Annotated in this window: 16 protein-coding genes and 2 tRNA genes; 8 read left to right on the top strand and 10 right to left on the bottom strand. The window is 44.0% G+C overall.

Going from position 1 to position 19,291, the window contains the following annotated elements:
• Positions 1-204 precede the first annotated feature (204 nt).
• Positions 205-1,563, top strand: coding sequence for an MATE family efflux transporter (locus ACYVRH_RS00090; protein WP_461254891.1), 1,359 nt, complete (start codon positions 205-207; stop codon positions 1,561-1,563).
• Between the two features lie 89 nt (positions 1,564-1,652).
• Here the strand turns inward: ACYVRH_RS00090 and ACYVRH_RS00085 are convergent, their stop codons facing one another.
• From ACYVRH_RS00085 to ACYVRH_RS00045, 9 genes are all read right to left on the bottom strand, one after another.
• Positions 1,653-2,192 (bottom strand): NADH peroxidase, encoded by a 540-nt coding sequence (locus ACYVRH_RS00085; RefSeq protein ID WP_461254890.1) that lies wholly within the window; start codon positions 2,190-2,192, stop codon positions 1,653-1,655.
• A 65-nt stretch (positions 2,193-2,257) separates the two neighbouring features.
• Positions 2,258-3,310 (bottom strand): WD40 repeat domain-containing protein, encoded by a 1,053-nt coding sequence (locus ACYVRH_RS00080; RefSeq protein WP_461254889.1) that lies wholly within the window; start codon positions 3,308-3,310, stop codon positions 2,258-2,260.
• A 97-nt stretch (positions 3,311-3,407) separates the two neighbouring features.
• The gene (dxr, locus tag ACYVRH_RS00075; RefSeq protein WP_461254888.1) at positions 3,408-4,523 is read right to left on the bottom strand and encodes a 1-deoxy-D-xylulose-5-phosphate reductoisomerase; all 1,116 of its coding nucleotides are present in this window, start codon (positions 4,521-4,523) and stop codon (positions 3,408-3,410) included.
• Entirely contained in the window at positions 4,523-5,392 is an 870-nt protein-coding gene (locus ACYVRH_RS00070) for a phosphatidate cytidylyltransferase (protein ID WP_461254887.1), read from the bottom strand. Before ACYVRH_RS00070 ends, dxr begins: the two co-directional genes overlap by 1 nt.
• Positions 5,389-6,090 carry a polyprenyl diphosphate synthase gene (gene uppS / locus ACYVRH_RS00065; protein ID WP_461254886.1) on the bottom strand — a complete coding sequence of 234 codons (702 nt, stop codon included), beginning with the start codon at positions 6,088-6,090 and terminating at the stop codon, positions 5,389-5,391. Before uppS ends, ACYVRH_RS00070 begins: the two co-directional genes overlap by 4 nt.
• Positions 6,090-6,650: a ribosome recycling factor gene (gene frr / locus ACYVRH_RS00060; protein WP_461252082.1), complete on the bottom strand. Its 561-nt coding sequence runs from the start codon at positions 6,648-6,650 to the stop codon at positions 6,090-6,092. The genes uppS and frr overlap by 1 nt, the downstream gene beginning before the upstream one ends.
• A gap of 12 nt (positions 6,651-6,662) precedes the next feature.
• Positions 6,663-7,523: a translation elongation factor Ts gene (gene tsf, locus ACYVRH_RS00055; protein ID WP_461254885.1), complete on the bottom strand. Its 861-nt coding sequence runs from the start codon at positions 7,521-7,523 to the stop codon at positions 6,663-6,665.
• Between the two features lie 14 nt (positions 7,524-7,537).
• A complete protein-coding gene (gene rpsB, locus ACYVRH_RS00050) occupies positions 7,538-8,440 on the bottom strand; it encodes a 30S ribosomal protein S2 (protein ID WP_461254884.1) in 903 nt (300 codons plus the stop codon).
• Between the two features lie 153 nt (positions 8,441-8,593).
• Positions 8,594-9,181 carry a Maf family protein gene (locus tag ACYVRH_RS00045; protein WP_461254883.1) on the bottom strand — a complete coding sequence of 196 codons (588 nt, stop codon included), beginning with the start codon at positions 9,179-9,181 and terminating at the stop codon, positions 8,594-8,596.
• A gap of 222 nt (positions 9,182-9,403) precedes the next feature.
• Between ACYVRH_RS00045 and ACYVRH_RS00040 the strand changes: the two genes are divergently transcribed.
• Positions 9,404-12,574 carry a hybrid sensor histidine kinase/response regulator gene (locus ACYVRH_RS00040; protein ID WP_461254882.1) on the top strand — a complete coding sequence of 1,057 codons (3,171 nt, stop codon included), beginning with the start codon at positions 9,404-9,406 and terminating at the stop codon, positions 12,572-12,574.
• 172 nt (positions 12,575-12,746) lie between these two features.
• Here ACYVRH_RS00040 and ACYVRH_RS00035 read toward each other — a convergent pair whose 3' ends face one another.
• Entirely contained in the window at positions 12,747-14,600 is a 1,854-nt protein-coding gene (locus tag ACYVRH_RS00035) for a proline--tRNA ligase (protein ID WP_461254881.1), read from the bottom strand.
• Between the two features lie 89 nt (positions 14,601-14,689).
• On the opposite strand from ACYVRH_RS00035, the gene ACYVRH_RS00030 reads away from it, so the two are divergent.
• From ACYVRH_RS00030 to ACYVRH_RS00005, 6 genes are all read left to right on the top strand, one after another.
• A tRNA-Asp gene (locus ACYVRH_RS00030) sits at positions 14,690-14,764 on the top strand.
• Between the two features lie 164 nt (positions 14,765-14,928).
• The gene (locus tag ACYVRH_RS00025) at positions 14,929-16,140 is read left to right on the top strand and encodes a tyrosine-type recombinase/integrase (RefSeq protein ID WP_461254880.1); all 1,212 of its coding nucleotides are present in this window, start codon (positions 14,929-14,931) and stop codon (positions 16,138-16,140) included.
• Between the two features lie 13 nt (positions 16,141-16,153).
• Positions 16,154-16,227: transfer RNA gene (locus tag ACYVRH_RS00020), tRNA-Pro, on the top strand.
• 675 nt (positions 16,228-16,902) lie between these two features.
• On the top strand, positions 16,903-17,655 hold the full coding sequence (locus tag ACYVRH_RS00015) for a hypothetical protein (RefSeq protein ID WP_461254879.1): 753 nt from the start codon (positions 16,903-16,905) through the stop codon (positions 17,653-17,655).
• Positions 17,648-18,442: a DNA-methyltransferase gene (locus ACYVRH_RS00010; RefSeq protein WP_461254878.1), complete on the top strand. Its 795-nt coding sequence runs from the start codon at positions 17,648-17,650 to the stop codon at positions 18,440-18,442. Before ACYVRH_RS00015 ends, ACYVRH_RS00010 begins: the two co-directional genes overlap by 8 nt.
• A 9-nt stretch (positions 18,443-18,451) precedes the next feature.
• Positions 18,452-19,291 (top strand): phage terminase large subunit family protein (locus ACYVRH_RS00005; protein ID WP_461254877.1); only part of this gene is annotated, 840 nt, incomplete at its 3' end.

Below are 19,291 nucleotides of genomic sequence, written 5' to 3'. Positions count from 1 at the left end.
GCGTGGCGCTTGACCGAAAAATGATTTTTTCACAAGAGATTCACGCGAAATTATAATAAAAAGGCGTCTATTGGCATACTATAGGCGTTCGGAAGAACATCTGCCGGTTGTTGTTTTAGCTTGTATTCCGTCTGGTCGTCGCTTATGCTATATATCTTTTTTTCTGTTTTTGTGTTAGTTTTTAGAGGTTCGCTTAAGATATTTATGGTTGATATATCCGCTAAAAACGAAAAATTTATCAAGATGACCACATATCCTGTGGAGAAGAATATTCTCGCTCTTGCAGGCCCCAGTATTTTAATCATGTTGATTTCCGCGATTTACAATATAACCGATACGTTTTTTGTCAGTTCTTTGGGTACAAGCCACGTGGCGGCTGTAGGCATAGCGTTTCCGCTCATGGCGATTATTCAAGCTATGGGCTTTTTCTTTGGGCAGGGGTCGGGAAATTATATATCGCGGGCATTAGGGGCGCAAAATACAGACGGCGCTTACCGCATGGCGGTAACGGGGCTTGTCAGCGGTTTTATCGGGATGGCGGCAGTAGCCGCCGTAGGACTTGCCTTCCTTGGGCATTTGGCGGACTGGCTTGGAGCGACGCCTACAATAAAACCGCACGCTAAGGAATATATTTTCTTTATTTTGCTGGCTTCCCCCTGGATAGTGTCAGCTAACGTTTTAAACCAGCAGTTGCGGTTTCAGGGAAGCGCCGCGATAGCGATGTTTGGAATGTTATCGGGGGCGATTTTAAATATTTTTCTTGATCCGCTTTTTATTTTTGTCTTTGGAATGGGGGTAAAAGGAGCGGCCGCCGCCACGTTAATCAGCCAGATAATAAGTTTTTGCATACTCTTTTTTTACTGTACGACGCGTAAGGGAAATATTTCGATTAATTTTAAACTTTTTTCCCCTTCAGTAAAGCGTTACGCTGAAATGTTTAAAGGGGGAGTTCCGGCGCTTATCAGGCAGAGTCTTATGAGCATCGCTTCTATTATAATAAACCATTTCGCGAGGCCATACGGGGATGCGGCGATTGCCGCAATTTCAATTTCCAATAGGATTGCCATGTTCGCCACTTCGGTTGTTCTTGGTTTTGGCCAGGGGTTTCAACCCGTGTGCGGATTTAATTACGGCGCTAAATTGTACGGCAGGGTAAAAAAAGCTTTCTGGTTCTGCGTAAAATTCTCCTGCACAGGCCTGCTTGTTATTTCAATCGCGATGGCGATATTCGCCCCTCAAATCATAATGCTATTTAGAAAAGACGATTTAGAAGTAATAGCGATAGGCGCGTTGGGGCTGCGGCTTCAATGTATAAGCCTTCCTTTTACGGCGGGCATAATAATGGTAAACATGATGACTCAAACAATGGGAAGAGCTTTGGAAGCAAGCATAGTCGCCTTCTCCCGACAGGGAATATTTCTAATCCCAAGCCTTTTCATTTTAGCGCCTATCCTCGGCCTTAACGGCATTCAGCTTGCAAGACCCGTGTCGGAGCTTGCAAGCCTTGTTGTAGTAATACCGGTATTGATTAAAACGCTTAAAAGTTTGGGGAGTGGGGAGTAGGGATTGTTGTTAGCAAGCGAAGCGTTTATCTCACGCGCAGATAACGAACAACAACCCCACTCCCTACTCCCTACTCCCACTCCCTAATTTTAGAAGTATCTCTTTAAGAGACCTTTAAAGCCGGCGCAATGTCTTGCTTCGTCGCGGGCCATTTCGTGTACTGAATCGTGAATCGCGTCTAGGCCTTTTTCTTTGGCTCTTTTGGCGATGTCTGTTTTTCCCGCGCAGGCGCCAAATTCGGCTTCTATGCGCAGTTCCAAATTTTTCTTTGTGCTGTCTGTAACGACTTCACCCAAAAGCTCGCCGAACTTCGCGGCGTGTTCCGCTTCTTCAAAAGCGTAGCGCTTATAAGCGTCGGCTATTTCAGGATAACCTTCGCGCTCCGCGACCCGGCTCATCGCCAAATACATTCCTACTTCGCAACATTCGCCGTTAAAGTGCGCCTGCAGATCTTTTACGATGTCGGCATCAACGCCTTTTGCGATGCCCACCACATGCTCAGAGGCATAACTGCCGCCCGCAACCTGTTCTTTAAATTTTTCAGCCGGAGCCTTGCAGGTAGGACACTGCGCAGGCGGCTGATCGCCCGTATGAACATAACCGCAAACCGAACAAACCCATTTTTTCATATTTCTCTCCTTATATATGAATTATGTAAAGTATAATTATTTTATATAAAAAATCAATAGTTTTTCTAAGGCTTTTGAATGCTGATTGTTCTGATTAATGCGCCTGTTTTTGCGTCCCAAAGTTTGATGCTTGTATCACGTGAGCCTGAAAGTATCTGTTTCCCGTCGGGACTGAACGCTACTGAAAAAACCCATGAAGTATGCCCTGAAAAAGTTCTAATTTCCTTGCCAGTCGCGGTATCCCAGAGTTTAACAGTGTTATCGTTGGAACCTGAACCGGAAACGATTTGAGCGCCGTCAGGACTAAAACAAACGGAGTTAATCCAGCCCGTGTGGCCGGATAATGTTTTTATTTCTTTGCCGGCGGCGGCATCGCATATTTTTATTTTGCCGTCCCCTGAACCAAAAACAATCAAATTGCCATCGGGACTGAAACTGATTGAATAAAGGCTTTCCCTGTACCTTGGAAACGTTCTAAGCTCTCTGCCTGTCACCGCGTCAACATATTTGATTGTCGCCGTAAAATTTCCAGTGTTATCGGATTGATCTAAAAAAACGATCTGTTTGCCGTTAGGGCTGAACGCTACGGAAGTAATCATCGCTAACTGTCCCCAGAAAGTTTTTATCTCTCTTCCTGACGCAATATCCCAAAGTTTAACCATGCTGTCTGAGAAACTGGAAAGAATTTGTTTGCCGTCGGGACTGAAAGTCGCGGATGTAGTCATGCCCATAAACCCTGAAAAAGATTTTATCAGCGTTCCTGACTCCACGTCCCAGAGTTTAACGGTGTTGTCGTAAGAACCGGCGGAAACTATCCGCGTCCCATCTGGGCTGAATGCCACCGAATTAACCCATGAATTGTGCCCCAAAAAAGTTTTTATTTCTTTGCCTGTCGCCGTGTCCCAGAGCTTAATACTGTTATCGCCTGATCCTGAAATAAACTTGCTTCCATCGGGGCTGAACGCTACCGATAAAACAGGACCTGTATGCCCCTGTTGCTGAATAACTTCAGGCTTGGGTACAGACTCCTTAAAAATTTCTTTTACTGTTTCGGTTGATTTACATGTGTTTAATAGAATAGCCATTAAAAGGAAGAAAATAAATTTTTGAGACTTCATATCTGATTTTCGGAGAAAAAATGACGTTTTATTACCACGAACTAACACTAACAATGAATTGTTTATTTAGCGTTATTCGCGTTTTTATGTGAAAATTTTACGATATTAAAGATTTAGCTCTCTGCCTTGCCTCAGCGTCAGCTTTAAGTACCGTCTCCAAGTCTAAAGAACCGCAAGTCCAGTCCGCTTGCAGGACGTGTTCCGCTATTTTTGGAATATCCAAAAATTTAATTTTCTGTTCCAGAAATGCCGTGACTGCTACTTCGTTTGCGGCGTTATATGCGCACGGGTACAAACCTCCGCGACTGGCGGCTTCCCATGCGAAGGTCAGCATGGGGAATTTAACGGTATCAGGTTTTGAAAATTCAAGGGACAGAGAATCAAAGTTGATTGGCTCAAGAGTTGACTTGGTTGTTACAGGCCAGTATAGCGCATCGTGAATCGGGTGGCGCATGTCTGGTTTTGAAAGCTGTGCGTAAATAACTCCGTTACACAGGCGGATCATCGAATGGACTATGCTTTGAGGGTGGATTACCACTTTTATTTTTTCGCTGGGCATATTAAAAAATACGCAGGCCTCAATTATTTCCAGTCCCTTGTTCGCCATTGATGCTGAATCTATCGTTATCTTTGGCCCCATGCTCCATGTGGGGTGGGCAAGAGCATCCTTTACCGTTACGTTTTCCATGTCTTTAACGCTAAAATTCCTAAACGGGCCGCCTGACGCGGTAAGTATTATTTCGCTTACATTTTCGCTCTTGTCACCGCTTTGCGCTTCAAAAAAACGGAGCAGGTGAAAAATCGCGGAGTGTTCGGAATCGACGGGGATAATGTTTACATTTTTTTCTTTTGCCGAGCGGATAGCCAAATCGCCCGCCATAACGATTGTTTCCTTGTTCGCGAGGGCTAAGTGAGAGCCGGCTTTTATTGCAGAGAGAGAGGGTTCAAGGCCGGCGGCGCCTGATATGCCGTTTATCGTTATGTCGGGTTTTATTTCGGCTATGGCGGATAAGATTTTTTCCTTGCCGTTGGTATCATCAGCTAGGACGCAAACGGCGGTGGGGAATTGTTTTGACAACGCTTCAAGTTTGTCGCGGCTGGAACGGGCTGTAAGGAGGACTGGCTCGAAGTTTTCATTGTCGCGTGAAATTATGTCGAGGGAGCTTTTTCCGATGGAGCCGGTTGCCCCAAGAATAGCGACGCGTTTTTTCATCAAAATCTGAAAAACATGCTGAACAGGAGAAAAAATACGGGAGCGGCTACGGCGATAGAGTCAATCGAATCAAGAACGCCGCCGCGTCCAAGCATAAAATTTCCCGAATCTTTAAAATCGCAGCTTCTTTTAATCGCGGATTCCGCAAGATCGCCTAACGATGCGGCAATTCCCGTGCATAAGCCAAGAACAGCCGCCATGATTGCCAAGTAAGAAAAAGAAATTTCAAAGTTTAAATAAATAAATATTTGAGGAAAAAATATTACCGCGCCCTCGGCGATGATTATGGAACCTAGTGTTCCGCCTATGAAGCCCGCGACGCTCTTGTTGGGGCTTACGGGAATTATTCCCCTGTTCTTCGCGCCGAATAAATTACCGCAAAGCCATGCGGTGGAATCATTAATGAATGTTATGAATAAAAACAACAGTATCGCGGAGGGTTTTCCCCATGCGCTCATTATTACCATCCAGCAGATAAAAAGCCCGGGATAAACAAGTAAAGAAAATTTGCCGATTATTTGCCCGGTAATTGTTTCTATTTCTGACGTGCGGGAAAAAACTTTAGATAATAATACCCATCCTGCGCTTACCATTGCTATGATGGGAACAATCAATGGGGTAATTTTTAAACTGATAACAAGGGTAAATGTTAAGGGAATTACAGTCCCTAAAATAAAACTTTCAATTTTTGAAATAACAATTTTCTTTTTTTCAAGCATGGAAGAAAATTCAACGGCTCCCATAGCTGAAAAGAAAACCGTGACTATATTTAGGGCAAGGTTATTGTAGTAGGGCAGTAAGATTACAAGGGTAAAAACGGCGGGAAGTCCGATTATAAATATAAGTAACCGTTCTATAATTTTTTTCATGTTTTTACCCCGCCAAAACGCCTGTCCCTGTTTTGATAATCGGAAATAGCCGCTTCCAAGTCCTCTTTGTCCCAATCAGGCCAAAATTTTTGCGATATGAACAATTCCGAATACGCCCCTTCCCACAATAAAAAATTACTCGTTCTGTATTCGCCCGCGCTTCGGATTATTAAATCAGGATCAGGCACGTCGGGATTGTCAAGAAAAGCGCGAATGTCATCTTCGCTGATGTTTGCAGAGTTTTCCCCCCGCTCTTTGGCAAGTTTGCGTAACGCCCTTACAATCTCGTCCCTGCCGCCGTAATTAATCGCAAGAATTACCTGCATTCCCTCAAAACTCGCGGTGTCGGCGATTGAATCGGACAGCTCTTTTTGAATGTCAGGCGGCAATCCGGCGAAATCTCCGGCGTGGCGGACTCGGATTTTATTTTGTTTGCTGAAATCAAACTCCGCGCGCAAATACTGTTTTATCAGCCCCATTATAAAGCCGACTTCTTCGGACGTGCGTTTCCAGTTTTCAGTCGAAAACGCATAAAGCGTCAGATACTTTATGCCTAAATCGCTTGCGGCTTTTACAATGCGTTTTGCCGTCTTTAACCCTTCAAGATGTCCCTGCGTGCGGACTAAACCACGGCTTTTCGCCCAGCGTCCGTTTCCGTCCATTATAATGCCCACATGAGCAGGGATATTTTTACCCATTATACGTCCATTATCTCTTTTTCTTTTTCTTCAAGGATCTTATTTACTTGCCCTACGTAATTGTCCGTAAGTTTTTGCAGGTCTTCCTCTCCCTTGCTCTCGTCGTCTTCCGTAATTTTTGCCTTTTTATCCTTTAAAAGTTTTTTTAACTCTTCGTTGCCGTCCCTGCGAATGTTGCGTATTGCGACCCTTGATTGTTCCGCCTGATTTTTCGCGAGCTTGACAAGCTCTTTGCGCCTTTCTTCGGTAAGCGGAGGAATTGATACGCGGATAACCTTGCCGTCATTTGACGGGTTTAGTGACAGTTCCGAAGAACGAATCGCTTTTTCAATCTCCGTGATAAGATTTTTATCCCACGGTTGAATAACGACAAGGCGCGCTTCGGGAATTGATATGTTCGCAACCTGATTAAGAGGCGATTTTTCACCGTAAGCGTCAACTCTAATCCTGTCAAACAGGGCGGCTGACGCCCTCCCCGTCCTGAAAGCGGCAAAAGCGTCTTTAAGGCTTGCCACTGTTTTTTTCATCCGCTCTTCGTTAGACGAAATTACATCCTGCATAAAAACCCCTGATTATTCCGCGCCTACTTTGTAGTAAACATACTCGGTTACCGCAAGTTTGGCTCCAGCTTTCTTTGCGCATTCTTCAATCGCCTTTGCGACTGTGATTTTATCGTCTTTTACATAACCCTGTTCCATAAGGCAAATCTCGCTTAAATACTTTGTCACTTTGCCCTTGAGAATTCCTTCAAGAACTTTTTCAGGCTTCCCTTTAAGTTTTTCATCTTGTTGCATTTGAACGCGGAAAATGTCTTCCTGCTCTTTTAGCCACCCTGCGGCGATTTTATCACGGTCAATCTCGAACGGATTAAAAGCCGCAATATGCAGGGCGAGGGTGAAAACAAAGGATTTTACTTCCTCGTTTTTAAAGATTTCCGGTTTGTCAGATTCGCATTTTACTACTACCCCGATGTTGCCGTCCCCGTGAATGTACTGCGTTAAATATTCATGGGAAGCAGCTCTTACAAGGCAAAGTCTTTTAAGCCCCATGTTTTCGCGGATTTTAGTCGCAAGGTCCTGTACAAGGCCGTTAAGCTCATCATTGGGGTCGCTTAAGCCTTTTTCAAGAGCGGTAGCCGCGATTGTTTCGCCAAGTGCGATAAAGTCCGGGTTTCTTGCGACAAAGTCCGTTTCAGCGTTAAGTTCAACTAACACGGCGGCGGAATTGTCGCCTTTCATTTTAATAAAAACTTTTCCGTTATTGGTGGCGCGTCCGGCTCTTTTTTCAAGAGCGGCAAGGCCTTTTTCCTTTAAAAGTTTTTCCGCTTTGGCAAAATCGCCCTCCGAAGAGACAAGCGCGTTTTTACATTCCATCATTCCCGCTCCGGTTTTTTCCCGAAGTTTTTTTACATCTGCTGGGGATATTTCAGCCATATTATTCTCCTTTATTACTCATTTTCATAAACTTTATCAATGTCAACTTTTATCTTGTTGTTGTCCTCATCGTCTTCAGGGACTTCTTCATCCGCTTTCGCCGCCCTGTACGCTTCTTCCGTCGTGTATTTTTCGATGTCGATTTCCCTGTCTTCCTCTTTCATGGATACGTCGTTCATCATGCTTTCCATATCCTCGTCTTCATCGCCGAGGGTTTCAATAATCTTGAGACCCACTTCGTTATCCGCCTCTACGACGGCGTTGGCGACAATTTGCGTAAAGAGGGTAATCGCCCTGATTGCGTCGTCGTTGCCGGGAATAGGGTAGTCGATACCGTCGGGATTGCAGTTTGTATCGACAACGGCGATGATTGGAATGCCCTGCCTCTTGGCTTCTGCTACGGCTATGGCTTCCTTACGCGTGTCGATGATAAAAAGGATTCCAGGAAGTTCCTTCATTTCCTTAATGCCGCCCATGTTTTTTTGCAGTTTAATGCGTTCTTTACCAAGAGCGGCAATCTCTTTTTTTGTGAGATTTTCGAAAGTTCCATCAACTTCCATTTTTTCCAGTTTTTTTAGGCGCAGAAGCGATTTTTTAATCGTTACGAAATTGGTAAGCATACCGCCAAGCCAGCGGTTGTTAACATAGTACATTCCGCAGCGTTCCGCTTCTTTCTGGATCGCCTGTTGGGCTTGTTTTTTTGTTCCTACAAAAAGCACGGTTTTCCCGGCGGCTACGTTTCTGCGCACGGCTTCATAAGCGTCCTTGATAGCCTGGATTGTTTTTTGCAGATCGATGATGTGAATGCCGTTCCGCTCCGCAAAGATGTATTTCTTCATGCGCGGATCCCAGCGTTTCACCTGGTGGCCGAAATGTACTCCTGATTCAAGGAGATTCTTCATTGTTACAACAGCCAAAATTTCCTCCTAACATCGGGTTTTACCTGTCGGCTTTATCAAAAGCCGAGCGTTTGGTTTGAGTAAAAACCCTGCCTTCGCTATATCTCACTGTTTGAAGGTAAAGCCTTAAACAGCGGAAAATCGGCACCCGCAGCCATACAGACTGGGAACTTACGCTCCGTATGGGTAGCCGTTATCTCTAAGCATGACATAAAATTCGCGCAATGGCAAGCCCGCCACGGCGCTTGAAGTGCCCTCTATCCTGTTAATAAAGCAGGAAGCAAGCCCCTGAATCCGGTAAGCCCCAGCCACCCCCTGCCATTCGTTTGTATTGAGGTACCAGTTAATTTCAGCCTCCGTCATGGGGTCAAAAACGACCGCGCAGGAGACTGTACGGCAATCGGTCTTTTTTTCTCTGCTGTTGTAAAGGGCCATTGAAGTTATTACCTGATGCCGGCGGTCTGACAGTTCCCGCAGCATTTCGGCGGCATTTTCCCTATTCTGCGCCTTGCCGAATATCTTGTCTCCTATGGCAATAACCGTATCCGCCCCGAAAATCCACCAAGGCAGGCGATTTCTCATTTGATCAAGGACGTTTTCTATCTTTTTAACCGCAAGTTCTGAGGTTAATTTTTTGGGGTCTTTTTGCTTACAGAGGCTTTCATCGATTTTGGCGGGCATAACGTTGAATTGCAACCCAAGCAGTTTGAAGTAATCCTGCCGCCGTGAAGAGCCTGAAGCGAGAATAATTGGTTCCATAAATGAATTATACAATCCAGAATAAAAAAAACTAGCGTTTTTTGAAATTGTGTATTATTATTAATTTATAATTAGTGTCTGTCCACAAAGTCGGTTACTTTGTGGACAGACACTGCATTTTCTCGCCTAAAGGCTGCGAAAATGCAATTTTTAAGGAAGTCTGTCTATAATGTGTCCACATTATAGACAGACTCTAATTATAAAGTTATGGTAGGTTGATGCATGAAAATGCGTTCTTTTGATCAGAAAAAGCGAAAAAGACTCATTCGGTATTTGCAGATACTGTTTGTAGCGTTGGCTTTTGCGTTAATGGTTATTGTAAGTTTCCTGTTTGTTAGTGATATTGAACGCAAGCACTTGCAAAGGGACGTACAAAACGCGATTTTAAATACAGAAGCAAGTATTATTATGGATTTAAAAGAACCGGAGACCATTTTGGCCGGTTTTGCGGAAACCATCCGTGGGATGATTATTCGCGGAGATACAGATGAAACGGTACGTGGATATATACATTATATAAATGAATATATGCATAGTAACGAAAAAAACCGTCTTTTAGGCATTATTGGTTTTTACGGTTTTTTTGACGTTTTTGGAAAAAGATATTTCACCGAAGGAAAAGACTGGATTCCCCCGAAAGGCTATGTACTGCAAGACCGTCCATGGTATGTGGCGGCTGTTGAGGCTAACGGTGATGTAGGAGTAACCGAGCCGTATAATAATTTGAGAACAGGAGAGAATTCTATTATTACATTTTCCCGCCGTATTTTTGACGAAGACGATGAAGAACTGGGTGTTGTTTGTCTGGATATTAAACTTGACAGGGTTAGTCAACATGCCATTAATACGCAATTTGCCGAAAAAGGCTACGGATTTCTGTTAAGTAAGACTATGAAGATAATCGCCCACCCGGAGTCTTATATAGTAGGTATGGCATTTCAAGACGTGAAGAGCCGTATCTCGTCTTATGCGGATGAATTACAGCGGAATGGCCATGTTTATGAAGTCATAACGACCAACTACCGAAAGATTGAATGTATTGTCTTTTTGGAAAGACTCCAAAATGGCTGGTATATGGGAGTTGTAACGCCCAAGAGCGAATATTATAAAAGCACAAGAATCATGGCAATATTCCTTACCGTGCTGGGCGCGGCCCTTGCGGTAGTCTTGATTACAATATTGCTGGCAATGCTCAACGAGATAAACAAGGAAAGCGAGAAATCCCAAGCTATGGCCCATTGGTATAATTCAATTCTTAACGCTATACCTCTGCCTATAACCGTTACGGACGCGGATACAAACTGGACGTTCATAAACGCGGCGGTAGAGAAATTTTTAGGCGTAACGCTTAAAGACGTTATAGGGAAACCGTGCAGCAACTGGGGGGCTAACATCTGTAATACTCCTGATTGCGGCATCGCCTGTATAAAAAGGGGCGTTACAAAAACATATTTTTCGCATGGAGATTTATCGTATCAGGTTGATGTCGCAATGCTCACGGATCTGCACGGTAAAACAATGGGATATATTGAAGTTGTACAGGATATAACCAACTTGCAAATAATGGCAAAAAAACAGGCCGACGCGGAAGCCGCTAATTTTGCCAAATCCGCTTTTCTAGCGAAGGTAAGCCATGAAATACGCACGCCTATGAACGCTATTCTTGGCATTACGGAAATTCAACTTCAGAACGATACATTGAATCCTGATATTCAGGAAGCTATGGATAAAATTTACAATTCCGGTTATCTTCTGCTTGGGATTATCAATGACATACTGGATCTGTCTAAAATAGAAGCCGGCAAGCTGGAATTATTCCCCGTTGAATACGATGTTTCAAGCCTTATTAACGATACCGTAAACCTTAATGTTGTCCGATACGAAAGCAAGCCGATTAAATTCAGCCTTCATATTGATGAAAATATTCCCATGACATTGTTTGGCGATGAACTGCGAATTAAACAGATTTTAAATAACCTGCTTTCTAACGCGTTTAAATACACGGCTTCAGGCGAAGTTTCAATGTCTGCCATTGTGGAATCACGACAGGAAGAAACCGGCAATATAACGATCATTTTCCGCGTAAAAGATACAGGACAGGGCATGACGGCCGAACAGTTGAACAGACTGTATGATGAATATACCCGCTTTAATACGGAAGCCAACAGGGCGATTGAAGGGGCGGGTTTGGGCATGAGCATTACAAAACATCTTATCAAACTGATGAACGGCGAGATTCGCGTGGATAGTGAGCCAGGAAAAGGTTCAGAATTTACCGTGCGGCTTTTACAGGGGCTTGTAGCGGGATCAGATGTTTTAGGCAAAGATTTAGCTAAAAAAATTGGGCAGTTGCGTACCGGAAAAACTACCCATATAAAGAAATCGCCTGTAATACACGAATATATGCCTTACGGCAGGGTATTGGTTGTAGATGATATAGAAACGAATCTGTATGTTACAAGAGGATTGTTAACTCCATACGGTTTGTCCGTTGAAACGGCTTCAAGCGGGTATGAGGCGATTGAAAAAGTTAAAAGCGGCGCAACATGGGATATTATCTTTATGGACCACTATATGCCGGGGATGGACGGTATTGAAGCCGCTAAAATTATTCGCGATATGGGATATAAAAAACACATTGTCGCGTTGACAGCTAACGTCCTGACCGGGCAAGCCGAGATGTTTTTTGCGAACGGGTTTGATGATTTTATTTCCAAACCGATAGACATACGCCAACTGGACGCCGTATTGAATAAACTGATACGCGACAAATATCCTATTGAAACTATTGAAGCCGCCCATCTGTTAAAAAATAGCATGATAAAAAACGCCACCCCCAATCTGTCCGTAAATTCTGAGATTGTAAGAATATTCTCCCGGGACGCTGAAAAGTCCATCGCGGTATTGGAAGCAATTTACGAAAAGCGTAACAATTACACTGATGAGAACATACGTTCATACGTTATCAACGTCCATGCTATGAAAAGCGCTCTGGCTAATATCGGGGAAACGAAGCTTTCCGGCGTCGCTTCTAAATTAGAAGAGGCAGGACGGCAGCGGAACATCGCCGTAATATCAGATGAAACGCCAGCGTTTTTAGCCGCATTACGTGAGTTGATTGAAAAAATCAAACCAAATACAGGCAGTGTTGAAGATGAAGTTTCACTTAATATTGAGGATGATGATAAAGCGTATCTGCTTGAAAACCTGACCGCTATACAGAAAGCCTGCGCCGAGTATGACAAAAAAACCGCTAAAGACGCTCTGGCGCAGCTTAGGCAAAAAACATGGCCTCATAAACTCACGGAACTTCTGGAGAAAATTGCCGAACATCTGCTCCACAGCGAATTTGCCGAAGCCTCAAGTATTGCGGAAGATTGCAAGCAAATTTAATATATTCCAAAGATTTTCACAAAGAGCAAGTCTGGGGAGTAGGGAATGGGGAGTGGGGTTGTTGTTATTAATCTATGCGTGGGCTTTACGATAAGATAACGAACAAAAACCCTACTCCCCACTCCCTAGACTTTGTCTCTTTGTGATCTTAGTGAGAATATTTTGCGAAGAATTATTTAAACAATAATAGCTCTTCTTTAATTTTTTGCGTAAGCTCTGTAGCGGCTTTATTCACCGGTATATTGCGATTTTCTTTTTCGCTTCGCTTTTTAATCTCCACCTGCGGATCTTCCTGCGATAAACCTTTGTCGCCGATTACAACGCGCCATGGGATGCCTGTAAGATCGGCATCGTTAAATTTTACGCCGGGGCGCTCGTTGCGGTCGTCTAACAAAACTTCGATGCCGGCTTGCGTAAGCTCTGCGGCAAGTTTGTCAGCGGCTTCTTTAACTTTGCCGTCATACTTTATTGGAACGATAATGACATGATACGGCGCGATTGATACTGGCCAGATAATTCCCGCCTCGTCATGGTGTTCTTCGATTACCGAAGCAAGGGTGCGGTCAACGCCAATGCCGTAACAGCCCATTACTGGCATTTGACTTTTGCCGTTTTCATCAAGATATGTTACGTTCATTGATCGGGTGTATTTGTAGCCAAGTTTAAAAATATGCCCAAGTTCGTTGCCCATTTTTGAATATAAATCGCCGCCGCATTGCGGACAAAGGTCTCCCGCTTTCACGGTGCGGACATCGACTGATAATTGCCCGTCAATGCTCCAGCCTGTAAAATCGCGCCCGAAAGCGACGTGCTTGTAGTGCAGATCTTTTGCCAACGCGCCCGTAACAGCGTCATTCATTCCCGTAACCGTGTGATCGATAATAACAGGCAAGCCTGTTAGTCCGACAGGACCCGCGAAACCGACGGGCGCGTTGGTAAGGCGCGCAACATCGACGTCTGACGCGAGGGCGGCCTCGCTTGCTTTTAGAACGGACGCGAGTTTTATTTCGTTCACGTCAAGGTCGCCACGGATTGCCACCGCGAAAAAAGCTTCAGGGTAGACGGCTGGCGCGTTAGGTGACGGTTTTTTCCGCTCTAATTTGCCGCAACCCGGGGCGGAGGAGAGATCAAGCTCAACATTAACGGCGCGGTATATTAGAGTTTTAATAAACGTTTTTGATTCTGTTTTTAAAAAGGCGCAAAGCTCTTCGATTGTTTTTACATTAGGCGTGTCAATTTTTTCAAAGGCAGGCGTCCCCTTAGCCCCGTCTTTTGCCGATTCTATCGAAGTTTGCGCCGTAAAGTCGCTTTTGCAGGCTGCTTTCTCCACGTTAGCGGCGTATCCGCATTTTTTGCAGAGGATCAGCGTATTGTCGCCAATTTCGCTTTCCACCATAAATTCTTCCGAGCCGGAGCCGCCCATCGCGCCTGAGTCGGCTTTTACGGGAATTACTGAAAGTCCGCAGCGTTTGAAAATTTTGCGGTAAGCGCGTCCCATCGCCTGATATGTGTCATCAAGGCTTTTGTCGTCGGCGTGCCATGAGTAGGCGTCTTTCATTATAAATTCGCGTCCGCGCATAACGCCGTAACGCGGGCGCACTTCATCGCGGAACTTTGTGTTAATTTGATAAAGGGCGATTGGCAGTTGGCGGTAGCTGGAAAGCTCATCGCGCACAATGGCGGTAAAAACTTCTTCGGCGGTAGGTGAGACGACAAAATCGTTATTAAGCCGATTTTTTACGCGAAGCATTGATTCGCCGATGGAGTCCCATCGCCCCGATTCCTTCCATAATTCGCCCGGGACTACCACTGTCGGTTTTATTTCCAACGCGCCTGCCGCTTCCATTTCTTCGCGGATAATCTGTTCAACCTTGCGGAAGGAACGCAGTCCAAGCGGAAGGTAGGCGAAAAGCCCATTGGCAAGTTTGCGGAGAAGCCCCGCGCGGAACATCAACCTATGGCTTGCGATAACCGCATCCGCCGGAACCTCCCTAAGTGTGGGTATAAAAGCGTTGGAATAATTCATAATAAAGCAAGTTTATCAATTTTTTTTATTTTTGAAAACCACAGAAAGACTTGACTAAATCCCCATTTTTTGCTAACTTGTAAAAAATTGGGGGCGTAGTGAAGCTGGTTTATCACGCTGGCCTGTCAAGCCGGAAATCGCGGGTTCAAGCCCCGTCGCTCCCGAAAACCCGTCTTTGACGGGTTTTTTTATAAAACACGGGCAGTAGCGCAGTTGGTAGCGCGCTTGGTTCGGGACCAAGAGCGCGGTTTTTATAATTCCTTATAACATAAGCAATTAGCAATAAAAAAAGCCTTGAAAAAAGGGCGGAGGTCAATAGGAGGTCAATATGGATTTTTATCACACTTTCAGAAAACAAAAAATTTTAAAAGGCGGGAAAAAAGTTTATCGGTGGTATTATTGGTTTTACAATGAAGATAAACGGCAAATTCAAAAGGCTTGCCCCCGTTGCCGGAACCGATCCGAGGCGGATGCTTTTGTTAGAACGTTACCGCCGCCGGGGGGCGGTGTAATAAACCCGGATTTATTACTATCTGTCATAGCCGAAAAAATGTATATACCCGGCTCGGATCATGTTGACCGGCGGCGGCAATTAGGGCAATCGGTCAAATTTGATACGCTTGCGGAGGCGCGGGGTTATATAAATTTAATCATTCAAGAATTTGGATGTTACGCGCTAAAGGATATTGACAGTGAGGATGTTATAACCTACCTTTTCAAAATTAAGCGTTCAGGTTCATGGAAAAATCGTTACTTGACAATTTTCAAGGAAATATACGCGGAGGCCCCGCGTTATGGTTGTAAAATTAGAACGCCGCCTTTTCCTTCCTTTGCCCGCAATTCCAAAAAGGCCGATATTTTCACAAATGCGGAACTTGCCGCCCTTTTGAAACCGGGCAATTTCCCGGATGATGTTTATTTTATCATGTTTTTGTTAATACTTTCCGGCGGCCTCCGGCTGGGGGAGGCGCGGGGGGTGCGCTATAAACAGATTTTATTTGACCGTAAAATTTTGATAGTTGACGGGTTTTGTCAAAAAAACGGCAATAGAACGGTTTACAATAAATGCGGATCGCCGGATGAACCAAAATTGCGCGTTGTATGGTTGCCGGATGTAACAATAGCCGCCCTCGCTGAATATACCCGAAATAAGGCTTTAATGCCGGATGATTTTGTCTTTTTGTATAACGGAAAAGTGGTCAGGCAAGAAACGGCGGAAAACGTGTTTTTCCGCGCCCTTGTTTCAGCGGGGATCGCCTATAGCAAGGAAAAATTGATTGATTTAGGATACTGGAAAAAAGGCAAAATAAGAAAAAAGGCCGCCGCAATACCGGGCGGGCGGAAATTGGTTCCCCACTCCCTGCGCTATACCTATGTTTCCCGTATGCGCCGGGATTTAACAGCGGCGGAATTGAAACCCATGACGGGCCATGAATCCGAGGTTATGGTTGACTATTATAACAATGTAATTCTTGAAAACGCCATAGCCGCCCTGCCCGCCGCCGATTCAGCCCTTGAAAATCTTTTGACTTTTGGCTAGTATAGGCATTATACGGGCGATGGGATAGCTGGCTAATCCGCCACGTTCGGGACGTGGAAATCGGCGGTTCAAATCCGCCTCGCCCGATTTACCCCCTTCATATATACCCCCCCATGCGTTACCCCGCCCGGCGCGGCGGCGCATTTTTTCGGCGGTTTCTTTACTTTGCCGCCTATGCAAACAAGGAATGAAAAAAAAGGGCTATACCTCAAAATGAATGTCTATAAAGGATTTTATTTTCATTCCTTAAAAACATAGCCATAATTTCAGTACTTTTTAATACCATTTATTATGTAACTCTATATCCTATATAGAGTTATGATATTTTTTTTATGGTAATAAGGTAAAGGAATTTATATTACTGTAAAGACTATTATAAGCAAAAAAAAATAATTTGATTTATAAGATATTTTTTTATTATATAAAATGGTTTTCAAAACTATCAAATTACTTTACCTTGTTACTTATATATTCTTTACCGCTGAATATATTACTTTGTATAGTATGATATAAAATAAATTAAAGTGAAACATTGCGTTATAAATTAAAAAAGATTTTGAATGACAAATACCCCCGGCAACCATGCAACAAAAAATAAAATTAAGGTACTGTCAGACCCCCACCCCCCTATGCAATTATTCGGCGAGGGTTTCTTTTAACAGGTTGCCTGTCAATTTTTTGTTAAGCCTTACAAAAAACTAACAAAACCTTACAAAGTTAATAGCCCGCCTTTACAAATTTAACCTAACCTTTACAGTAGACATGGAAGTCAAACCGGCGGAATTTGCGCGGCAAGCGGGGGTTTCCCGCGCCAGCATAAGCGAAAAAATAAAGAATAAAACCCTCATAGTAAACGCGGCGGGTATGCTGGACACGGAAAACCCGGTGAACGCCGCCTATCTGTCAAAGCATAGGCGGAGGCAAGCTGAAACGGAGGCGGCGGCGCAAATAGAAACCGGCGGCGGAAAAGTTTCACCGGTGAAACTTTTTGACGGGCAAGCCCCCCCACGTAACGCCTCCCCCCGCCCGGATGATTTTTCTTTAATGGCGGTGGCCGGGGTTCCGGCGCGTGAACTGTTAGACATGACACTCCGGGAAATTGTTTTGAAGTATCCCGGCATAGAAAAAATTGAACGTTATGCGAAAATCCTTAAAGATACTACAATGTCAGCGGAACGGGAACAAAGAATACAAGAACGCGCCTTGACTTTAATTCCTAAAGATTTTGTCATTTCCCGGCTTTTTGCTTTCATTGAAGGGATAATCAAACAGATTATTGAATTCCCGGAGGCGGTGGTTGACCGGGTTATTGCGCTTGCAAGTACCGAAACGGAAACAACCCGGATTGAAGTCATAGAAACATTAACAAACGGATTGACGCAAATAATAGGCGGCGCAAAGGAAAATATAATCGCTGAATTAAACGGCCTTAAAAATAAATATCAAAAGGATATTGAAGCGCATGAACAAATTGAACAAATAAAAGACGCTATTGAAGAGGCCCGCAATGGTTAAACTATACCACGGCAAATGTGAAACGATTATGAATGACATTCCCGATAAAAGCATAGATTTAATATTATGCGATTTACCCTATGGAACAACTAATTGCCGGTGGGATGTTAAAATCCCTTTTGATATTTTATGGCGGCAATACAACCGCATAAAAAAAACAAATACCCCTATACTCTTATTTTCTAACCAGCCGTTTACCGCCGCCCTTATAAATTCAAACTTGAAACAATACCGCTATAATTGGTATTGGATTAAAAATAATGTTACCGGTTTTGCCTTTGCAAACAACCAGCCAATGCGACGCGTAGAGGATATTTGCGTATTTTATGAACGCGCTCCGCTTTACAATCCTATAGGCTTATTCCCGGCGGCAATAAAACATCATGAAAAAGCAACAGCGGATTCAGTTTATAAAATCGCAACCCTTCCAAAAAATTTTGTTCAAAAACTTTCCGGCTATCCTGATAATATTTTATATTTTGAAACGGACGCAATAGGCGATAACCGTTACCATGAAACACAAAAGCCGGTTAAACTTTTAGAATATTTAATCCGCACTTATACAAATTTAAATGACATAGTTTTAGATAACACAATGGGAAGCGGCTCCACCGGCGTTGCCGCCGTCAACACCGGGCGGAGTTTTATCGGCATTGAAAAAGAAGAACATCATTTTTTAAACGCTGAAAAAAGAATTAAAGCCGCTGAAAAGCAAGCCGCGCAAAATCTTTTTGATGTTGAAACCATAGAGGGGGCCATGAAAGCCCCCCCCCTGTCAAGAGGATGATTTATTCAAATGATTTTAGAAACCATAGATTTTTTAATTCAACAGTTTCAAAAAATACCCATTGCGCAAGAATACGAACTCCCCAGCCATTTTGCGGAACGGGTGCGCCGCTTGCCAAAAGAATTAAGCCCGTTCCCCGGCCCTTTCAGGTTTTCCCGGTTCCCTTATATGCGGGAAATTGTTGACTGTTTTCATCCCAAAAACCCGGTCAGGGAAGTCGTATTGATGAAGGGAAACCAGCTAGGCTCCAATGTTTCAGTTTTGGAAACTATTTTGTTATACGATATTATGGTCGATCCAAAACCGCAATTTTTTTTAACAGCGGACGCGGGGTTAATAAAAACAAACGTAAACACCCGGATTGAAACAATGATAAACATCGCGGGGGCGCGGCATTTAATTTTTGCCCAGGCCCCCAAAAAAAAGGGAAGCGCAAATACCGGGGACACCGCAAACGCTAAAGAATATCCCGGCGGCTTCTTGCATTTTTACGGCGCGAAAAACCCGGATCGCCTCCGGCAAAATTCTTATAAGGGCGGCAAGGCAGATGAAGTTGACGCATACGCGGCAAAGCTAAAAGATGAAGGCGATATTGTTGAATTGATACGCAATAGAACGGACGCTTATGTTAGAACCAGAAAAATATATTGGGCGAGTACCCCGTTAGTTGATCAAACTTCAATCATAAAAAAATTATTTGAATCGGGGGATCAAAGATATTATAACGTTCCTTGTATTCATTGCGGCAAACTCCAGCCGCTTGTATGGCATGGAAAAACTGAAAGCGGGGAACAATACGGCATTGTATGGGAAAATGACGATAACTTTAAACCCATAGTTGCCGATCCC

The organism is Treponema sp. R80B11-R83G3 (assembly GCF_054786115.1).
The sequence above is the reverse complement of the archived record's forward strand: the minus strand, read 5'-3'. Positions and strand labels throughout refer to the sequence as shown.